The following is a 17077-nucleotide window of genomic DNA, read 5'->3' on the forward strand; positions in this document are numbered from 1 at the left end:
GTTCGTTCTCCTTAAAAGTAGTATTTCTTAAAGTATTCTAATTGCTGCTTGGTCATCATGGCTTTTTTATCAGTGCCTTCAAAAGACACGATAAATGAATTTTTGGCATACGCCGAAAAGTTTTTAATGTAATGAATATTGATGATAAACGAGCGGTGGGAACGGATAAAATCCTTCTCAGCTAAATCGCCCTTTAACTCGTTTAATGTCTGGTATGTTTGGATATCTCCTGTTGTTGTGACAATGGTCGTTGACCGGCCGGTTCGTTCAACAAAAATGACATCCTTCTTCTGTAGCACATGGATATCTGACTGTTGCTTGATGAGAAGCCGTCCGTGAATGCTTTTCTCCTGCTTGGTTGACATGTAACGCTCTAAGGATTTGGCGATTCGATCGGCATGGTAGGGCTTCATAATATAATCATGTACATTCAAATCAAACGCATGGACAGCATATCCGCTGTTTCCTGTCACAAATACAACATCGACATTCAGTGCGTGAGAGTGAATGAGGTCCGCTAGTTCATAACCTGACATTCCGGGCATTTCAATGTCTGCAAACAACAGATCAATGTCTCCTTGTTTGACCTTCTCATAGGCATCCTCTGCTGACTGCGTGACAAAGACAATGTCAACAGCCTCCATTCTGCCTACAATGGCGTGCAGTTTTTCTAAATCTACTCGGTAATCATCAACGAGACCTACTTTTATCATAAAAATCACCTATGACTCTTCTTATTATTTGTCTATTTTACCATTTGTTTTTTTAAAATAGATCATTTCAAGACAGAAAAAGGACGTTTCGCGACATTTTTATGTCAGGCAAGCGTTATTTTTTCTATCATAGACTTAGGAAGTCGAAAGGGGCGAACCAAATGATTACTCTCAGCGATTGCAGCTGCTGGTTTAAAGATAAGAAAAAAGTCGTGAAAGCAATGAAACATATGACGTTCTCTGTGAAAGAAGGGGAAGTGGTTGGCATCCTAGGAGAAAATGGTGCAGGAAAAACCACATTATTGCGTGCGGTGGCGACTTTATTGGAGCCTACTCATGGAACAGTTAATGTAGCGGGCTTTGATACAGTGAAAGAAGCAACAGAAGTGAAAAAGCGAATTGGTGTCTTGTTTGGCGGAGAGACGGGGCTTTATGACCGTTTGACGGCTCGAGAAAATCTTGAATACTTTGGCAAATTATATGGCTTAGATCAGCATGAAATCAAAGCAAGAATAGAGGATTTAGCCAAACGTTTTGGGATGAGACAATATATGGATCGCAAGGTGAAAGGTTTCTCACGGGGGATGAAACAAAAGGTGGCGATTGCCAGAACATTGATTCATGATCCTGACATTATCTTATTTGATGAACCAACAACAGGCCTAGATATCACGTCGAGTAATATTTTCAGAGATTTTATTCATCAGCTCAAACAGCAAAATAAAACCATCCTATTTTCAAGCCACATCATGGAAGAAGTCAGCCTGCTTTGTGACAGTGTGATGATGATTCATCAAGGAGAGCTTGTGTACAAAGGCACACTCCCAGAATTATATGCACAGGAACAAAGTGAAGACTTGAATTATATCTTTATGTCGAAGCTCGCAAGGGGGATTTCATAATGTGGAAAACCGTATTTTTAAAAGAAATGACAGATGCGCTAAGGGACCGGAAAACGTTACTCTTAACAGTGCTGATTCCTCTTTTGACGATGCTTGGGCTTGTGTTCTTTTATGAAAGCATGATCGCAGATCCAGGGGATGAAACCTATACGGTCGCAGTCAATGAAAAGCTTCCATCCGACATGAATCAAATGATCAAAGTGGTCAAAAACATCAATCTTGAAACATTTGATGACCCGCAGCAAGCCGTCAAGGATGGTCAGGCAAATGCATACCTAGAAATGCCGAAAGATGCGGACGAAATGCTTCAGCATCAAAAGTCATTTGCAATTAAAATCCATGGGCATACAACGGACGATGATTCGGTCATAACGGTTCAAATGCTGCAATCATTGCTGGAGCAGTATCAAAACCAAGTGGTGGAAAAGCGTTTAGCAAACGATCAGATCAACACGTCCGTGATTCATCCGTTTGAGGTACAGTCCGTTGATGTAGAAGAAGGCGAAGAAGGGGAAAATGGAATGACCGCTATGCTTTTGTCGATTCTCCTTCCGATGATTTTGGTAACTTCCGTCATCTCTGGCGCTTTGCCAGCTGCGCTTGATATTGTAGCGGGTGAAAAAGACCGGAAATCCATTGAAGCGTTGTTCCTGACACCTGCCAGCAGACTCCAGATTCTCATCGGAAAATGGCTTGCTGTCTCCATGTTCGGTATTTTAAGCGGAATTGTGGCGATCGGCATGCTGCTTTTATCCACGCTGCTCTTTACAGAAAAGCTAAAACAAGCACTGAACTTTGGTGATCAAATGTGGAGCATTATCGCCGTCATGTTTGCGGCGCTTATCATCTTCTCCTTCATGGTATCCATGATTGAATTGCTGCTCAGCGTGATTTCTGGCTCAGTCAAAGAAGCGCAGTCGTACATGTCCATGATCATTACACTAGGTGTGATCCCAATGTTCTTTACCATGAGAGCGGGTGCTACGCAGCTAGATACGTATTACTTTGCGATCCCATTCCTTAATATTCACGCACTGTGTAAACAATTGATGTTTGGTATCATCGATCCAATGTCCATCACCTTGACACTCGGTTCCTCGGCTCTCGCAGTCGTCATCTTGTTTGTCATCGTGAGAAGCTTGTTTATGAAAGAAAAGTGGATGCTTGCCAAATAAAGAAACGCCCTCTATCTTAGAGGGCGTTTTCAGGTGAATGTCGATCACCGTATTTTTCAGTTTAAGAAACCGAATTGATCCAAGTTCTCTAAATAAAATTGAAAATACTCGTCATGAATATCAACTGGATATTCTTCTAACCCATTTTCAATAATTGCACCTACAATTAAAGCATTTATATACCTATCAAGCTTTTCGCAACTAGCTCTTACTTGAGATTCTGAAATATATAACCCATCTTTACTTTCTAAAATGATATCAATTCTTCTACCTTCTTGTTCATCACGCAATAAGTGATTATACTCCCAATCTTTGACTCTTTTAGGGTTTAACGGATGAAGACGATTATAAAGTATGTCTTCATGTTGATTCTTTTTTTCCTCATTCGAAAACAATTGAATCAATATACTCGGATCATCAATGACAAAACATTTATATATCTTAGTATATTCAAAGTGATCATCATTCACTAAATCTAAAATCTTTGTTTTTGAAAATTCTCTAGCTTTAAATTTAGACGTTATCATCTCAACGACTTGTTCTTTAGTAAAAATCAATTGATCTTTTTTATATAAATACTGTTTGTATAGCTTTTCGTAATTATACATTATTCACCTCTATTAACTATTTAACAGGCCCTCCGTAGAAAGCATGAGCTTTTGGAGTCCTTTTATAGGGATGCCAGTGATAATAATAACTTTTCTTGGGCTTACCATCGTATTTATCTACTTCATTTATTGGTTTACCATTTCGATTAGCTCCAGCTGCAACACCTTTTGCCTGATTAGAAGAAATAGACCAAATATCCTTTTTTGACTTCATTCTAGCGATTACCTTAAAAAATGATTTAATTTCATGGTAAATTTTCTCTTTGAAGTGGTTACTAATTCTAGCATAATCACAATGATAAAAAAGTTTAAAATTACCTTAAAATAAGCATAAAGAACCTTTTTTTGAATATTTTATAAAAATGGAATTATTTATATTTCGAAGAATTTTATTAAGGAATAACTTAAATAGAAAAAAGAGTTGGTGAATGAAAATGATGGTTTACTTTTATAATGAGTTAGGAAAGAAGCTAGATCTATAATATAGTTCAATAGAAATAAAGAATGAGGAGTACATTTTTTTACTTTGAGTTTACATTTCATCTTTAACACAAATAAGCAGAAAAACATCTTAAGTACAAAAAAGAATAATCAGGATTGAATATCTCATAGTGATCAAGCTAAAGAAATGGAACACTGATTATAGAAAGAAATGTTGTCAAGGGTAAGATAACTTGACTATATTCTGTCTTTTTATGATAGAGGGGGTTTACGTTCGCCAAACCAGATGATAAATCATAACAAAAAAACCCCCGGGACAGGGGGTTTTTCTTTAGTTCTTGATGAACTTCTCAACTAATGAGCTTGTTTTGTAATCGTTCAAATCAAGTTTCCATTGGTCGATATCATTTTTCTTCATGTTGACTTCTACTGTTTCTTCAGAAGAGGATGGTCCTAATTTTTTAAACTCTTCTGGATAGATAGAAAGTAAATATTTTTGTGCATCATCGTAAGACGCTGTACGGTTTTTGCTGTAGAACTCAGTTGCTTTCTCTTTCAAACGATCGACAAGCGGGCTTGCATCAATCGGTGTGAGGGTTACAGTCACGACTGCTTTATCACCACTGATGGATTTTGTTTTTGTTGATACTTTTGACTTTTCAGCTAATGTTTCTTTCACAGCTTTTAGAAGCTTATCAAGGTTTTCGTCCTTCGCTGAGCTAGAAGAAATACCTGAGGAAGAGATATAGCCTTGTTTGAATGATTTATCAAATTCGTTCACAACTGTTGATTTGTTATCGCCAGTTAATTTTTCGAAATCTTCGTTTTTCTTACCAAAAATCATGACATCAATATAAGAAGAAAGAGCTTTTGCAGATGCTTGAAGCGTATCTGCCTTTTTCATTAAGTCTTTTCCTTTAATATCGAACTCTAGTGTTTTGTCATCTTTTTTCGATCCACTGCCTGGCTCTGTGTAAACAAGCTGATAGTCTTTATCTTTATCAACAACATAGAAAAGACCGCCTTTTGATACTTTGTCTGCATTTAGAGAGCTTGAAGATAATACTTCGTTGTAGTCATCTGGAGAAATCGTAGACACCTGTGCGTCATCTTGGTAAAGCGTAAAGTTGCTTTTATCAACATTCAGAGGTTCTTTGCTGATGTTTTTTACAGATACGTTCACTTTTAGTACATACTGATCATCCTGTACAGATGTATCGTATTGAGGTGGTAATGTGTACTCAGCACTTTCTACCTTTACCTCTGCTGCATCAAGGGATTTTTTTGTATCGTTTTCTTTCGCAGCTGTTTTGTCTTTTCCACCACTACAAGCAGCAGCGATAACAGTTACACACAACATTAGAAGAAACAGGGATAATTTCTTTTTAAACATGACATGTTTTCCTCCTCGGGATTATGATGAATTTCATTGGAAATCTTTAGTTCATATCATTCTTTTTGCACAAAAAGAAAAATACTGTATGTTTTTTACTGTAGAATGAAGCGAAAGTACTGTCAATACCTCAGTGCGTTTCGGAGGATGATGAGCTTCAAGTAGTAAAAATGACACTAAGTTGAGAGGAGAAATGTGTATTTTATCGTTTGATATCTCCTGTAAAAACTCAACATTTTATATTTTAAGGTTTTGAGTCGGATTATTGAATAGGTTCAAATGACTGTTTTTGAAGAAGGTGTAGCAATTAGAAGGATTTTTATGACTTGTAAATGAGTCTATGGTAATGAATATTTTTTCCTGCTATGTGTATGATTACTTGGTTTGTGTGTTGTTGACAGATAGACACATGTCCAGCGAAATTTTGAGATGTTTAGACAGGCTGTCGACACTGAACGTGCTTTTTCATGCCAAAATGGCAGTCATCTACACAGAAACGCCACATAAAATAAAAGAGAAATGAGAAGGAGGTGGATGTATGGCAGTGGTAAGAGCGACAAGCTCTGATATCGATTTAATGGCCAGACTGCTGAGAGCGGAAGCGGAAGGTGAAGGGAAGCAAGGGATGCTGCTCGTAGGAAATGTGGGCATCAATCGTTTGCGTGCCAACTGCTCTGACTTTAAAGGGCTGCGTACGATTCCACAAATGATTTATCAGGAGCATGCGTTTGAGGCAGTCACGCATGGTTACTTTTATCAGCGGGCACGAGAAACTGAAAAAACACTTGCGCGGAGGAACATTAACGGAGAACGATTTTGGCCGGCAAAATTCAGCCTTTGGTATTTTAAACCGCCTGGAAATTGTCCACCCACTTGGTACAATCAGCCGTTTGTGGCAAGGTATAAGTCGCATTGTTTTTATCAGCCTACAGCTGAAACGTGTGAAAATGTCTATAACACTTTTTAGATTGATGAACAGCACAATCCTCTCGGAACGAATAGAGGGGATTGTGTTTTTCTTTTTTTATAAATGGGTAACCATTGTGTATCAACAAGATGAAGCACGTGATTGGAGGAAATGAAGATGTATCAAGATTTAAAAGGGAAAACAGCCATTGTCACAGGTTCTTCTAAAGGAATTGGACAAGCGATCGCCTTGCGGTTTGGTCAGGAGCAAATGAATGTGGTTGTGAACTATAAAGGTGATGAAGATGGAGCTGAAGAGACGGTACAAGCCATTCAGCAGCACGGAGGTCAAGCGGTGAAAGTACATGCTGATGTCTCCAAAGAGGAAGGGATTCAAGCCATAATGGATACGGCATTGGAACATTTCAGTGCAGTGGATGTGTTCGTCAACAATTCAGGCTTTAATGGCGAAGAAGCGATGCCGCATGAGATGACGCTGGACCAATGGCAAAAAGTCATTGATGTGAATATCACAGGTGCTTTTTTAGGGGCAAAGGCTGCAATCGCCTATATGATGGAGCATGACATCAAAGGATCGATTTTAAATATATCAAGTGTACACCAGGAGATTCCGCGCCCGTTCAATGTTCATTATTCCACTTCAAAAGGCGGAATGAATATGATGACGAAGACGCTGGCTCTTGATTATGCTGAAGCGGGCATTCGGGTCAATGCGATTGCGCCAGGTACAATGGCAACCGAATCGAATGATGATTTGCAGGATGAACAGAAAAAACAAAAGCAGCTCGAGAAGATTCCGATGAGAGCCTTTGGTGATCCGAAGGAGATTGGGTCCGCCGCTGCATTCCTCGTATCCAAAGAAGCTGCCTATATCACAGGCACCACATTGTTTGTAGATGGAGGAATGACGCTTTATCCTTCTCAAATGAATGATTAATAGAAAAACATCCGCCCGATTAGCCGGCGGATGTTTTTTGCTCGTAGCGGTGTGCTGCTTTGGCTGGTTTGCCGAGCAGCATAGGATACTTGGTTAGGAAGGAGATGCATGGCACCATGAGCAGCAATGTGCCGATCGTATAAAACAGTGTCCAAGAGAGCTGCGCTGTATCAGCGATATTGATGCCAAGTCCATAATAAACAAATGCTTTCATGATATCGATGCCGGCAAACTGCAAGACGAGAATGACAATGGAATTTCGTCCGAGATACGTCAAAATAGGGGATGTTTTCAATTTAAAGCTTAAATAAATAACAGCAGCTGAACCGAGCAGTGCACATACATAGAAAATAAATAGATCGCCATAGTCGTTCACACGCATATCGATCCGTGAATTAAAGCTTTGCATGTAAGCCGTCAGCACAAGCAGACCTGTACATAACAGAAGAGTTGGATCTGTTTTTAATTCCACAAACCATTGCTTTGCCAAAAATCCAATTGAATAAAACACAACAGCCGTCAAGGCAACATTGGCATTCCAAGGAAGACTCTGATCTAAAAGCAACGTAGAAGCATATCCAGCACCTCCGCAAAGAACAGTCAGGAAGATCAAGGCGGTGGGTTTTCCTTTTGTTAGGCGGTGCATAAAGAAAAAGAAGATTTCCACTAAAAAGAGCGTCGTTAAAAACCAGATCGCTGGGTTATGTGTCAGCCTTGCTTCATCTGCATTGGATATAAAAATACCTGTAAATGGAACGAAGGGATCAATATCCGTTTGCCCTTTGAATGCGAAAAAACGGGTAACGGAGAACCAGAAAACATACGTAATGATGGAGAAATAGAGATAGGGCAAGAGTAAGCTTTTGGCTTTCTTCTGAATAAATGACATAGCAGGGCGTGAGGATGATCGAAACATCATGCCTGATAGTAAAAAGAAAAGCGGCATATGAAAAGAGTAAATGAATTGCTTTAACAAATCTGGAATGGGTACATGTGCCATGACTACCAGCAGAATGCCGATTCCCTTTGCCGCATCTACCCAATCGAGTCTATTTTTCATTGCCTATCATCTCCTTCCTTCTCAGCATCGTAAACCGTTCATTCAATATGTACCTCTACTATATAAAAGGTACACCTTTCATGCGTTTACAGTTCGCTAACGATTAGAAGACACATTTGCGATCAGATGACAGACGGAAGGATTTTGACATCTCTATGTTACATTTCCCATTTTTTATGACAATGTAAAAAGAAGCCAAGAGGATTGGCTTCAAAATAGTTCTGCTATTCGTTTGAAGGAACGCTGTTTTTCTAGTGGATCAAATGAATTGTTCAGAATCATGATGTCATCCGTTTGATAGCGATCCATCAAGATCTGTAATTGCTCTTTCACGGTTTGCTTCGAGCCAACAATCATTCGCTGGCGGTTTTGTAACACTTTTTTCTTTTCCTGTGTGGTGTAGTGATATTCAGCTGCTTCTTCTAAAGAAGGAACGCGGCTATCTAGTCCCTTTTCAACACGAAGCAGCCATAAATCTGTACTGCTGGCGATCCGGTCAGCCTCCTCATCTGTTTTACCACAGATCACAAAGACAGCAAACATAGATTGTGGCTGGCGGGAAAAAACAGACGGAGAAAAGTGTGACCGATACGTCTCAAAAGCCTGCTTGCCACGTGCAGGGTGAATAAAGTGGCCAAAAATATAGTTGATGCCAAGCGCCGCTGCCTGCTTGGCACTATTTTCTCCTAGTCCAAGCAGCCAAACTGGCGGATGAGACTCAACAAGCGGAGCCGCTTTCACCCCTGCATGCGGATGACCGGAAGGCAGACTGTCTGATAAGTAAAAAAGAAGATCCCTCAGCTGGCGGTCAAACTGAGACAGATCTTTATTCACGCCGTCCGTCAAAGCGAGTCTTGTCCTTTCAATCCCGCCTGGAGATTTGCCGACACCGATCTCAATCCGTCCAGGATAAAGGGCTTCAAGCTGCCGCGTGACCTCTGCTACTTTAAAAGGACTGTACTGAGGAAGTAAAATGCCGCCAGACCCGGTACGCAAGGTTGATGTATGCGCCGCAATATGAGCCATTAATATTTCAGGCGCCGTACTAGCGAGCCCTCTTGTGCTGTGGTGTTCAGCGAACCAATAGCGCTCATACCCAAGTGTTTCAGCCAGCTGAGCCAGCTGCGTTGTGTGAATCAAAGTCTCCTGCGCTGTCTGACCCTTAGGAATGGCGACTTGATCTAATATATGAAGTGATGGCATCATCAACATCCTTTCATCAACACGTTGAATGTTCTCTATTCACAAGTATAAAGAAATACATGGATGGAAGGAAACGAAAGGGTTTATCCTCCAAACGAATGCAATGATATTTTCTATATCAACATATGAAACCTTGCCCACACTCCGTTCATCAGTAAAGACTATTTACCGGAAGCATTCGACAATGTTTCACATGAAACACTTCGTTTACGACATGGATATTTCTTTAAAAAAATATTATGTTGTTGAAACCTATCATGAACATAGATCGTATATACTAGTAAATAGAAAAAAGAGTAAGAGGCTCCAATGTCATTTCATGAATTTTGTCGAATTTTCATGTATGATGATTTTAATAGGGTCCATCGCTTAATAAATAGATTTTTATTATGCTGGAGGAGTGATTGATTTGGCGATTACATTAGAAAAAGGTCAACGTATTGATTTAACAAAAGGGAAAGCAGGACTAACGAATATTCTTGTTGGACTTGGCTGGGACCCTGTATCACAAGGCGGCGGTTTTTTAGGAAAGCTGTTTGGCGGAGGAGGCGGCGCTGATATTGATTGTGACGCTTCAGTGCTCATGCTGAAAAATGATAAGTTTGTTGAAAATAAAGATTTGATTTATTTTGGCAACTTGAAAAGCAAATGCGGCAGTGTCGAGCATACAGGTGACAACCTGACAGGAGAAGGAGACGGAGATGACGAACAAGTCCTCGTCAACTTAAGCAAGGTGCCAGGCAATGTGAATAAATTGGTGTTTGTGGTGAACATCTATGATGCCCTTAGAAGAAACCAGCACTTTGGTATGATTCAGAATGCTTACATTCGCATCGTTGATCGTTCAAACAATCAAGAATTAGTGAAATATAATTTAAAAGATGAGTATGCAGGAAAAACATCATTAATCGTCGGAGAGCTTTATCGTCACGAGAATGATTGGAAGTTTGCGGCTGTTGGAAATGGTACAAATGATGCGAAGCTAGCCGATATTACGAGAAACTACATTTAACCAGAAGGGAGAGGTTCCTAGTGGGAATTTCTTTAGCGAAAGGTCAAAAAATTGATTTAACAAAAACGAATCCAGGTTTAACAAAAGTGGTAGTAGGTCTTGGCTGGGACGTAAATAAGTATGACGGCGGACAAGACTTTGATCTAGACGCAAGTGTATTCCTTTTAGATGCGGCAGGTAAAGCGAGCTCTCCATCTGACTTTGTCTTTTACAATCAAACAACTGGTGGAGGCGGGAGTGTCGTACATACAGGCGATAACCGCACTGGAGAAGGAGACGGAGATGACGAGCAGGTCAATGTCGACCTTTCAGCTGTGCCAGCGAGTATTGAGAAGATTTCATTTGTCATTACGATTCATGATGCAGAAGCACGCAGTCAAAATTTCGGACAAGTGTCTAACGCATATGTACGTATTTTAAATGCGGCATCAAATGAAGAGCTCATTCGTTATGATTTGGCAGAGGACTTCTCAATAGAAACAGCGATTATTGTAGGTGAATTATACCGTCATGGCGGGGAATGGAAGTTCTCAGCTGTCGGTTCGGGCTATCAAGGCGGACTTGCACGTATTGCAACGGACTTCGGCTTAGATATCGGGTAACGACTAGTTTTCATATTTTCAAAGACAGGAGAGAAACGAATATGGCGATTCAGCTTTCAAAAGGACAACGTGTCGATTTAACAAAAACCAACCCAGGGCTGACAAAAGTAATGATCGGACTTGGCTGGGATACGAATAAATATTCTGGCGGAGCCGAATTTGATTTGGACGCTTCGGCTTTCTTAGTGGATGCAAACAATCGTTGTCAGCAAGATACAGACTTTGTGTTCTATAATAATCTTCAGCATCCGAGCGGCAGTGTCACTCATACAGGTGATAACCGAACGGGTGAAGGAGATGGAGATGACGAGCAAATTCTCGTTGATTTCTCAAAAATTCCTGCTAACATTGATCGTATCGGAATTACAGTTACGATCCATGATGCAGAGACGCGCAGCCAGAATTTTGGACAAGTCTCGAATGCATTTGTTCGTGTTGTAAATGAAGAGGGCGGGGAAGAATTGATTCGCTTTGATTTAGGGGAAGACTTCTCAATTGAAACGGCTGTCGTGGTGTGTGAATTGTACCGACACGAAAGCGATTGGAAGTTTAACGCAATCGGAAGCGGATTCTCTGGCGGACTTGCAGCTCTTTGTCAAAATTATGGGTTAGAAGTGTAAAAAAGAGAAACAAATCAATTCGAGAGGCGCTGCCAATGACTCATATGAGGGCCTTTTCCAAAGTGAGAAAGAAACAGCGATCAAGAATAGCAGCAGGCGAAAGCCTGCTGATGCTTCTACACTTATAGGAGGAAAACCAGTTGGACATTTTGAAACATATGTTGGACACGTATGCCTCGTTTTTTGATTGGCATATGTGGGCAGAGGTATTATCAGACCCTGTCTCTTGGGGGCTCATAGGGACCCTAGTTGTGCTTGAGGGATTGTTATCAGCAGATAACGCACTTGTACTAGCTGTCATGGTGAAACATTTACCAGAAAAGCAGCGTAAAAAGGCATTAACCTACGGATTAATTGGCGCTTATTTCTTCCGTTTTCTATTCATTGGCGTAGGGATGCTGCTGATTAAGTTTGCTTGGGTGAAAATCCTAGGAGCTGCATACTTAGCATGGCTTGTCATTAAGCACTTCTGGTTAGGTGATGGAGATGACGAAGCGAAGGAATTGAAAAAAGAAGGCTGGATGATACGTGTATTTGGTGTCTTCTGGGCAACCGTTATTTCTGTAGAAATTATGGACCTTGCGTTCTCGGTTGACAGTATTCTTGCTGCATTCGCTGTATCTGAGGAAGTATGGATTCTTCTATTAGGCGGAATGCTTGGCATTCTGATGATGCGTACAGTAGCACAGTTATTCCTTGTTCTCATTGACCGTATACCAGAGCTTGAGAATACAGCGTTTATTCTCATTGGGATTATCGCAGCCAAAATGGCATTGAGTGCTGCTCATATTGAAATCCCGCATCTCGTATTCTTTGCGATTATCATCTTAGCCTTTATCGGAACGTTTATTGTTCATAAAATCAATAAGAAGAAACATCAAGATGTGACAAACGAAGCTGCGGCTTCAAAAGAAGAATAGGACCAAAAAAGGAATGGAGTTGACTAGCGGCTCCATCCTTTTTTGAATCATCAAGTCATTTGATCAATTTTCTCTAACAACAGGAGGTGGCACAGCATGCGATATTTTCGGTTTTTATCAGAGGCGAGGCAGCACGATATTTTTTTGAAGCGGCCGGCGGCGATTCATTCATTGACGCCAAAGCATGTACTTGCGCATGCACTAGGTGCTACTTTGTATATGCCTGCGACAAGACAGGATGTAGCAGACATGCTGCTTTCGCAGAAATATGAAGCGCTTTGCTCTGTTGTGTTTTGTTTAGAGGATGCCATCGGTGATCAAGAAGTGGACATGGCCGAACGCAATGTAGTGGCACAATTGGCCAGTCTCAAGGAGAAATTAACTCATTGTCCTGAAACGGCTGAACATTTGCCGCTTTTATTTATTCGGGTTCGTTCGCCGAAGCAGCTGCTCAAAATGGCAGACTTGCTCGGTTCATCTCTTCATTTACTTACGGGTTTTGTGTTCCCGAAGTGTTCCGTTCATAATGCAAAGGAATATTTGGACAGCCTGAAACGGGCTTCGGCACAAACGAAAATGAAACTTTATGGAATGCCCATTTTGGAAACACCCGATTTATTAGAAAAAGAAACAAGATATGCGGTGTTGTCTGAGTTAAAGCAGATCATGCTGAATGACGAGGAATATATTTTGAATATTCGCATTGGGGCAACGGATCTTTGTGGATTATATGGCATTCGCCGTGATCGCGAGACCACTATCTATGAGATCAGGCTCATTGCTGATTTGATCACAGACATCATCAATTATTTTGGCCGTTCTTTTGTGGTATCTGGTGCTGTATGGGAACATTTTGGCCCGGTACGAAAAGAACAGAAGCCATTCATCCGTGCGCTTTCTAAGGGCGTCGAGTCTTTTTCATCTGAGTTTGATCATGTACAAGGCTTACTCAAAGAGACAAGGCTGGATGTAGCAAACGGCATACATGGAAAGACAGTGATTCATCCAACACATCTAAAGCCAGTTCAAAGCATGTACGTTGTGACAAAGGAAGAGTATATGGATGCATTAAGCATTTTGGAACATGCAGATGGTACAGTTGGCGTGATGAAGAGTGCATTCTCTAATAAGATGAATGAAACGAAGCCCCATTATCGATGGGCAGAGCACATTTTAATTAAGTCAGATATTTACGGGGTGTTTCATGAAAATAGAAGCTATATCGACATACTCACAGAAGCAGAAGCAGCATACGCTGAACATCTTGGAACATATGGAGGTTGACCTTGACCTCAAAGAAGGTGTGCTTCAGCTGGAAAAAGAGCATCTTTTTGAGATGGCGGCAAGGGTGAATAAAAAACGAGCCTTTTTATTTGTTAGTAAGGTGCTCGGTAAACATATTCCCGTTCATCCAGTGAAACCGCTCCTTGTCTCGGGTCTTTTGGCAATGGCTTATGCAAAAGAGCAAACGGGCAAGACGCCCCTGCTTCAAGACCGTCTAGTAGAGGCACTCAAGACAGAGGATCACACGACGTTAACCGAAGCCTATGAAGCGCTTAAAAAAGAGAAGCTTTCGGCAGGCAAACAGCCTATCGTGATCGGTTTTGCTGAAACGGCAACAGCACTTGGTCATGGTGTGTTTGACGTGATAGAAGGAGCATCTTACATTCATACGACACGTGAACAGCTGCTAGATCTTGATCCTGCATTGGTATTTGAAGAAGAGCATTCGCATGCAACGGATCAGCTTTGTTATGCCGACGAAGCATTACTTCGTACAGACCGCCCCATTGTGTTAGTGGATGATGAAGTCACGACAGGCCGCACAAATATCAACATCATTCGGGACCTTCATGCAAAGTACCCGCGGAATTCTTATACCATTCTTTCCATTTTGGATTGGCGGACAGAGGAGCACGAGGAAGCCATGCGTCAGCTTCAAGAAGAGCTTGGTATTCACATCACAGCATTGTCTTTATTAAGAGGGCAGATGGTTTTTCGAGGCAAAACACTAGATGAGCCTGCTTATTCATATGAAATCACTGAACAAGAGAATAGACCAGATCTCTCTTTTCATTCCCTTCAATCCTTCTTTAGGCAAGTTCCTTATTCACTTTCTCATGCAACAAATTTGGCTGGTCATACGCCATATATACATGAAACAGGTCGTTTTGGTTTAACCGCAGCGGATACGGCAGCCATCGACCAAGCAGCTGCTGAGGTTGGGCTGAAACTAAAGCAGGAGCGAAAAGGGAAACAGACACTCTGTTTAGGAACAGGTGAGCTGATGTATGTGCCGATGAGACTGGCCGCACATATGGGGGAAGGCGTTCTCTATCATTCAACGACGAGAAGCCCGATCCATCCGGTCGAAAGGGATGGATACGCTGTTCAGAATGGGTTTGCCTTTGTGAGTCCAGAGGATGCTCGAATTCAGCACTACGTGTACAACATACCAAAAGATCAATACGATGATGTATTTCTTTTTTTCGAGAAAAAGGTCTCTCAGGAGGCATTGCTTCCGCTTGTTCACTTATTTGCCGAGCGGCATGTAAAGCATGTGCATATTGTGACTTTATCAGACGAGGTGAAGGTGAATGGCTAATGTGTATACAAAAATGGGGAGCTATCCAGAGCAGGATGTAACCTTCTTACTCAAGGACTTATCATCAATTGAAATGGAGAAAAGTACTGAGGAGCGAGAACGTTCTATTCAGAGCGGTGCGCATTATTCAGAAATGCTGCCAATTGAATATAAGCCGACGGCATCTTATATGACCTTATTCTATCAATCTCTTGAAGAAAGTAAGCATAAGGTAGCGGAAGCAGTAGCCATTGTGGCAGAACAAATTGTGAAAAAGCGAGGTTTCCAAACCGTGCTTTGCAGCTTGGCGCGGGCTGGTACACCGATCGGGGTACTTATCAAACGATATATTCGCAAGACGTATGGTCTCAATCTGCCTCATTACAGCATCTCTATTATTCGAGACCGAGGAATAGACGAGAATGCGCTGCATTATATGCTCAAAGAACATCCAGGCTTTGAGATTGCCTTTATTGATGGCTGGACTGGAAAAGGTGCTATTTCCAAAGAGCTTCAAAAAGCTGTGATTGATTTTGAAAATAAATATGGGATTCGTCTTTCTAGTGAGCTGGCTGTACTGGCTGACCCTGGCTATTGTACAAATGTTTACGGAACGAGAGAAGACTTCCTCATTCCAAGTGCTTGCCTGAATTCGACGGTATCAGGACTTGTTAGTCGAACGGTATTAAACAACCGCTGGATTCATGCAGATGATTTCCATGGAGCCAAATATTACGAAGAGCTGCTGGATGAGGACGTGTCCAATCTGTATGTGGATACGATTGAAGAAGCATTTTCTTGTCTCGGACCAAATGTAAAAGAAAAAGCAGAGACCATTCTCGCGCAAGGGGCGCCTGCTGACTGGCAGGGGATGACATCTATTGAAGCAATCGGTCAGGAATTTGGAATTGAAAATACACATTTGATTAAGCCAGGTGTTGGTGAGACGACCCGTGTGCTGCTCAGAAGAATCCCTTGGAAAATCCTGATTCAGCCTGGGTCTCAGGAGAAGCTGAAGCATATTTTGCTTTTGGCAGAGGACAGAGGCGTTCCAGTCATTGAATATGCGAATATGTCTTACACGTGCTGCGGATTAATTCGCCCAATGGAGCAATCGTCATGAAAACATTTGCGTTTGCCAGTGATTTAGACCGGACGCTGATATACTCACATCGAATGCTTGAGCAGTATGCGTATGAGGGATCATATGATTTAGTTGAGGTGCTAGATGAACGGCCGCTTTCCTATATGTCTGTTGAAACGAAGAATTCCTTACAGAGGATTCATCAAACAGGCTGGTTCATCCCAGTGACGACAAGAACGACTGCACAATATGAACGGATCACCTTCTTTCAACAAGAGCTCAAACCGGAGTATGCCGTCACGACAAATGGCGGCTGTATCCTCCATCACGGTAAGCCGCTTGAGGATTGGCAGGCGATTGTAGATGAGAGACTCAGAGAGTGTATGTCAGTTAGAGATATGCTGCGAGCCATCTCTGAACTTCCGGTTGCGGCATGGGTCAAGCGCACCCGGACAGCGGAAGGAAGATTTCTTTATTTGATCATGAAAGACGAGTATCTTTCTCACATTCCGCTTGCTGAATTGAAGCTGTGGGGCGAGGAGAGAGGCTGGCAGGTTTCACTTCAGGGCCGGAAGCTCTATTTTATTCCACAGCCGCTCAATAAGTGGGCTGCTGTTGCTTTTCTAAAGGAAAGGCTTCCGCTTGAATACGTATATGGTGCAGGCGATTCCCTGTTAGATGCAGATCTCATACGTCAGGCCGATACGGGCTTTGCCCCAAGGCATGGGGAAGTTCTCGACTTTGACCCATCACTTGAGCCGACGGCAGCATCTGGCATGGCTGCGGCAGATGAAATCACCGCTTGTGTCATCAAGCAGATGAACACTGCAAAAAAGCCTTCGATTCGATAGCAGAAGAAGAAGGCTGAATGATATGATAGTAGTAGCAATTGAAAA

General features: G+C 41.6%; 18 protein-coding genes. 12 read left to right on the top strand and 6 right to left on the bottom strand.

The genetic code is table 11. The features are described 5' to 3' along the window. Positions 1 to 11: 11 nt before the first annotated feature. Positions 12 to 713, bottom strand: a complete 702-nt coding sequence (locus C6W18_RS14425) for a LytR/AlgR family response regulator transcription factor (RefSeq protein WP_034320557.1) — start codon at positions 711 to 713, stop codon at positions 12 to 14. 161 nt (positions 714 to 874) lie between these two features. Between C6W18_RS14425 and C6W18_RS14430 the strand changes: the two genes are divergently transcribed. Next, positions 875 to 1615 (top strand): ATP-binding cassette domain-containing protein, encoded by a 741-nt coding sequence (locus C6W18_RS14430; protein WP_034320560.1) that lies wholly within the window; start codon positions 875 to 877, stop codon positions 1613 to 1615. After that, positions 1615 to 2790: an ABC transporter permease gene (locus tag C6W18_RS14435; RefSeq protein ID WP_105927992.1), complete on the top strand. Its 1176-nt coding sequence runs from the start codon at positions 1615 to 1617 to the stop codon at positions 2788 to 2790. Before C6W18_RS14430 ends, C6W18_RS14435 begins: the two co-directional genes overlap by 1 nt. A gap of 56 nt (positions 2791 to 2846) precedes the next feature. Here C6W18_RS14435 and C6W18_RS14440 read toward each other — a convergent pair whose 3' ends face one another. The 3 genes from C6W18_RS14440 to C6W18_RS14450 form a co-directional block, all read right to left on the bottom strand. Next, positions 2847 to 3398, bottom strand: a complete 552-nt coding sequence (locus C6W18_RS14440; protein WP_105927993.1) for a hypothetical protein — start codon at positions 3396 to 3398, stop codon at positions 2847 to 2849. 16 nt (positions 3399 to 3414) lie between these two features. After that, positions 3415 to 3612 carry a hypothetical protein gene (locus C6W18_RS14445; RefSeq protein WP_105927994.1) on the bottom strand — a complete coding sequence of 66 codons (198 nt, stop codon included), beginning with the start codon at positions 3610 to 3612 and terminating at the stop codon, positions 3415 to 3417. Between the two features lie 558 nt (positions 3613 to 4170). After that, complete coding sequence (locus C6W18_RS14450; protein ID WP_034320570.1) at positions 4171 to 5232, bottom strand: DUF4352 domain-containing protein; 1062 nt, start codon at positions 5230 to 5232, stop codon at positions 4171 to 4173. A gap of 538 nt (positions 5233 to 5770) precedes the next feature. Between C6W18_RS14450 and C6W18_RS14455 the strand changes: the two genes are divergently transcribed. Together C6W18_RS14455 and C6W18_RS14460 are read left to right on the top strand one after the other, a co-directional pair. Further along, a complete protein-coding gene (locus C6W18_RS14455; RefSeq protein ID WP_003217242.1) occupies positions 5771 to 6199 on the top strand; it encodes a cell wall hydrolase in 429 nt (142 codons plus the stop codon). 117 nt (positions 6200 to 6316) lie between these two features. Further along, positions 6317 to 7096, top strand: a complete 780-nt coding sequence (locus C6W18_RS14460; RefSeq protein ID WP_105927995.1) for a glucose 1-dehydrogenase — start codon at positions 6317 to 6319, stop codon at positions 7094 to 7096. 19 nt (positions 7097 to 7115) lie between these two features. Here the strand turns inward: C6W18_RS14460 and C6W18_RS14465 are convergent, their stop codons facing one another. Beyond that, on the bottom strand, positions 7116 to 8156 hold the full coding sequence (locus tag C6W18_RS14465) for an acyltransferase family protein (RefSeq protein ID WP_105927996.1): 1041 nt from the start codon (positions 8154 to 8156) through the stop codon (positions 7116 to 7118). A gap of 210 nt (positions 8157 to 8366) precedes the next feature. Next, positions 8367 to 9359, bottom strand: a complete 993-nt coding sequence (locus tag C6W18_RS14470; RefSeq protein WP_105927997.1) for an LLM class flavin-dependent oxidoreductase — start codon at positions 9357 to 9359, stop codon at positions 8367 to 8369. Positions 9360 to 9768: 409 nt separating this feature from the next. On the opposite strand from C6W18_RS14470, the gene C6W18_RS14475 reads away from it, so the two are divergent. The 8 genes from C6W18_RS14475 (at position 9769) to C6W18_RS14510 (ending at position 17032) form a co-directional block, all read left to right on the top strand. Beyond that, positions 9769 to 10371 carry a TerD family protein gene (locus C6W18_RS14475; RefSeq protein WP_034320581.1) on the top strand — a complete coding sequence of 201 codons (603 nt, stop codon included), beginning with the start codon at positions 9769 to 9771 and terminating at the stop codon, positions 10369 to 10371. 20 nt (positions 10372 to 10391) lie between these two features. Continuing rightward, on the top strand, positions 10392 to 10973 hold the full coding sequence (locus C6W18_RS14480; protein WP_034320584.1) for a TerD family protein: 582 nt from the start codon (positions 10392 to 10394) through the stop codon (positions 10971 to 10973). 41 nt (positions 10974 to 11014) lie between these two features. Next, the gene (locus C6W18_RS14485; RefSeq protein WP_003216935.1) at positions 11015 to 11593 is read left to right on the top strand and encodes a TerD family protein; all 579 of its coding nucleotides are present in this window, start codon (positions 11015 to 11017) and stop codon (positions 11591 to 11593) included. Between the two features lie 140 nt (positions 11594 to 11733). After that, a complete protein-coding gene (locus C6W18_RS14490) occupies positions 11734 to 12513 on the top strand; it encodes a TerC family protein (RefSeq protein ID WP_105927998.1) in 780 nt (259 codons plus the stop codon). A gap of 96 nt (positions 12514 to 12609) precedes the next feature. Next, positions 12610 to 13797, top strand: a complete 1188-nt coding sequence (locus C6W18_RS14495; protein WP_105927999.1) for an HpcH/HpaI aldolase/citrate lyase family protein — start codon at positions 12610 to 12612, stop codon at positions 13795 to 13797. Then, the gene (locus C6W18_RS14500; RefSeq protein ID WP_105928000.1) at positions 13787 to 15118 is read left to right on the top strand and encodes a phosphoribosyltransferase family protein; all 1332 of its coding nucleotides are present in this window, start codon (positions 13787 to 13789) and stop codon (positions 15116 to 15118) included. Before C6W18_RS14495 ends, C6W18_RS14500 begins: the two co-directional genes overlap by 11 nt. Further along, positions 15111 to 16220, top strand: a complete 1110-nt coding sequence (locus C6W18_RS14505) for a cysteine protease StiP family protein (RefSeq protein ID WP_105928001.1) — start codon at positions 15111 to 15113, stop codon at positions 16218 to 16220. Before C6W18_RS14500 ends, C6W18_RS14505 begins: the two co-directional genes overlap by 8 nt. Beyond that, positions 16217 to 17032, top strand: a complete 816-nt coding sequence (locus C6W18_RS14510; protein WP_105928002.1) for an HAD family hydrolase — start codon at positions 16217 to 16219, stop codon at positions 17030 to 17032. Before C6W18_RS14505 ends, C6W18_RS14510 begins: the two co-directional genes overlap by 4 nt. Positions 17033 to 17077 lie beyond the last annotated feature (45 nt).

It is taken from the genome of Bacillus sp. LLTC93, assembly GCF_002993125.1.
In the GTDB taxonomy this organism is placed as follows: domain Bacteria; phylum Bacillota; class Bacilli; order Bacillales; family Bacillaceae; genus Bacillus; species Bacillus zhangzhouensis.

Coding starts and splice junctions, on each gene's coding strand:
- C6W18_RS14435 (WP_105927992.1), top strand. CDS start 1,615: ATGTGGAAAACCGTATTTTTAAAAGAAATGACAGATGCGCTAAGGGAC.
- C6W18_RS14455 (WP_003217242.1), top strand. CDS start 5,771: ATGGCAGTGGTAAGAGCGACAAGCTCTGATATCGATTTAATGGCCAGA.
- C6W18_RS14465 (WP_105927996.1), bottom strand. CDS start 8,156: ATGAAAAATAGACTCGATTGGGTAGATGCGGCAAAGGGAATCGGCATT.
- C6W18_RS14460 (WP_105927995.1), top strand. CDS start 6,317: ATGTATCAAGATTTAAAAGGGAAAACAGCCATTGTCACAGGTTCTTCT.
- C6W18_RS14445 (WP_105927994.1), bottom strand. CDS start 3,612: ATGAAGTCAAAAAAGGATATTTGGTCTATTTCTTCTAATCAGGCAAAA.
- C6W18_RS14425 (WP_034320557.1), bottom strand. CDS start 713: ATGATAAAAGTAGGTCTCGTTGATGATTACCGAGTAGATTTAGAAAAA.
- C6W18_RS14440 (WP_105927993.1), bottom strand. CDS start 3,398: ATGTATAATTACGAAAAGCTATACAAACAGTATTTATATAAAAAAGAT.
- C6W18_RS14510 (WP_105928002.1), top strand. CDS start 16,217: ATGAAAACATTTGCGTTTGCCAGTGATTTAGACCGGACGCTGATATAC.
- C6W18_RS14430 (WP_034320560.1), top strand. CDS start 875: ATGATTACTCTCAGCGATTGCAGCTGCTGGTTTAAAGATAAGAAAAAA.
- C6W18_RS14450 (WP_034320570.1), bottom strand. CDS start 5,232: ATGTTTAAAAAGAAATTATCCCTGTTTCTTCTAATGTTGTGTGTAACT.
- C6W18_RS14495 (WP_105927999.1), top strand. CDS start 12,610: ATGCGATATTTTCGGTTTTTATCAGAGGCGAGGCAGCACGATATTTTT.
- C6W18_RS14485 (WP_003216935.1), top strand. CDS start 11,015: ATGGCGATTCAGCTTTCAAAAGGACAACGTGTCGATTTAACAAAAACC.
- C6W18_RS14500 (WP_105928000.1), top strand. CDS start 13,787: ATGGAGGTTGACCTTGACCTCAAAGAAGGTGTGCTTCAGCTGGAAAAA.
- C6W18_RS14470 (WP_105927997.1), bottom strand. CDS start 9,359: ATGCCATCACTTCATATATTAGATCAAGTCGCCATTCCTAAGGGTCAG.
- C6W18_RS14505 (WP_105928001.1), top strand. CDS start 15,111: ATGGCTAATGTGTATACAAAAATGGGGAGCTATCCAGAGCAGGATGTA.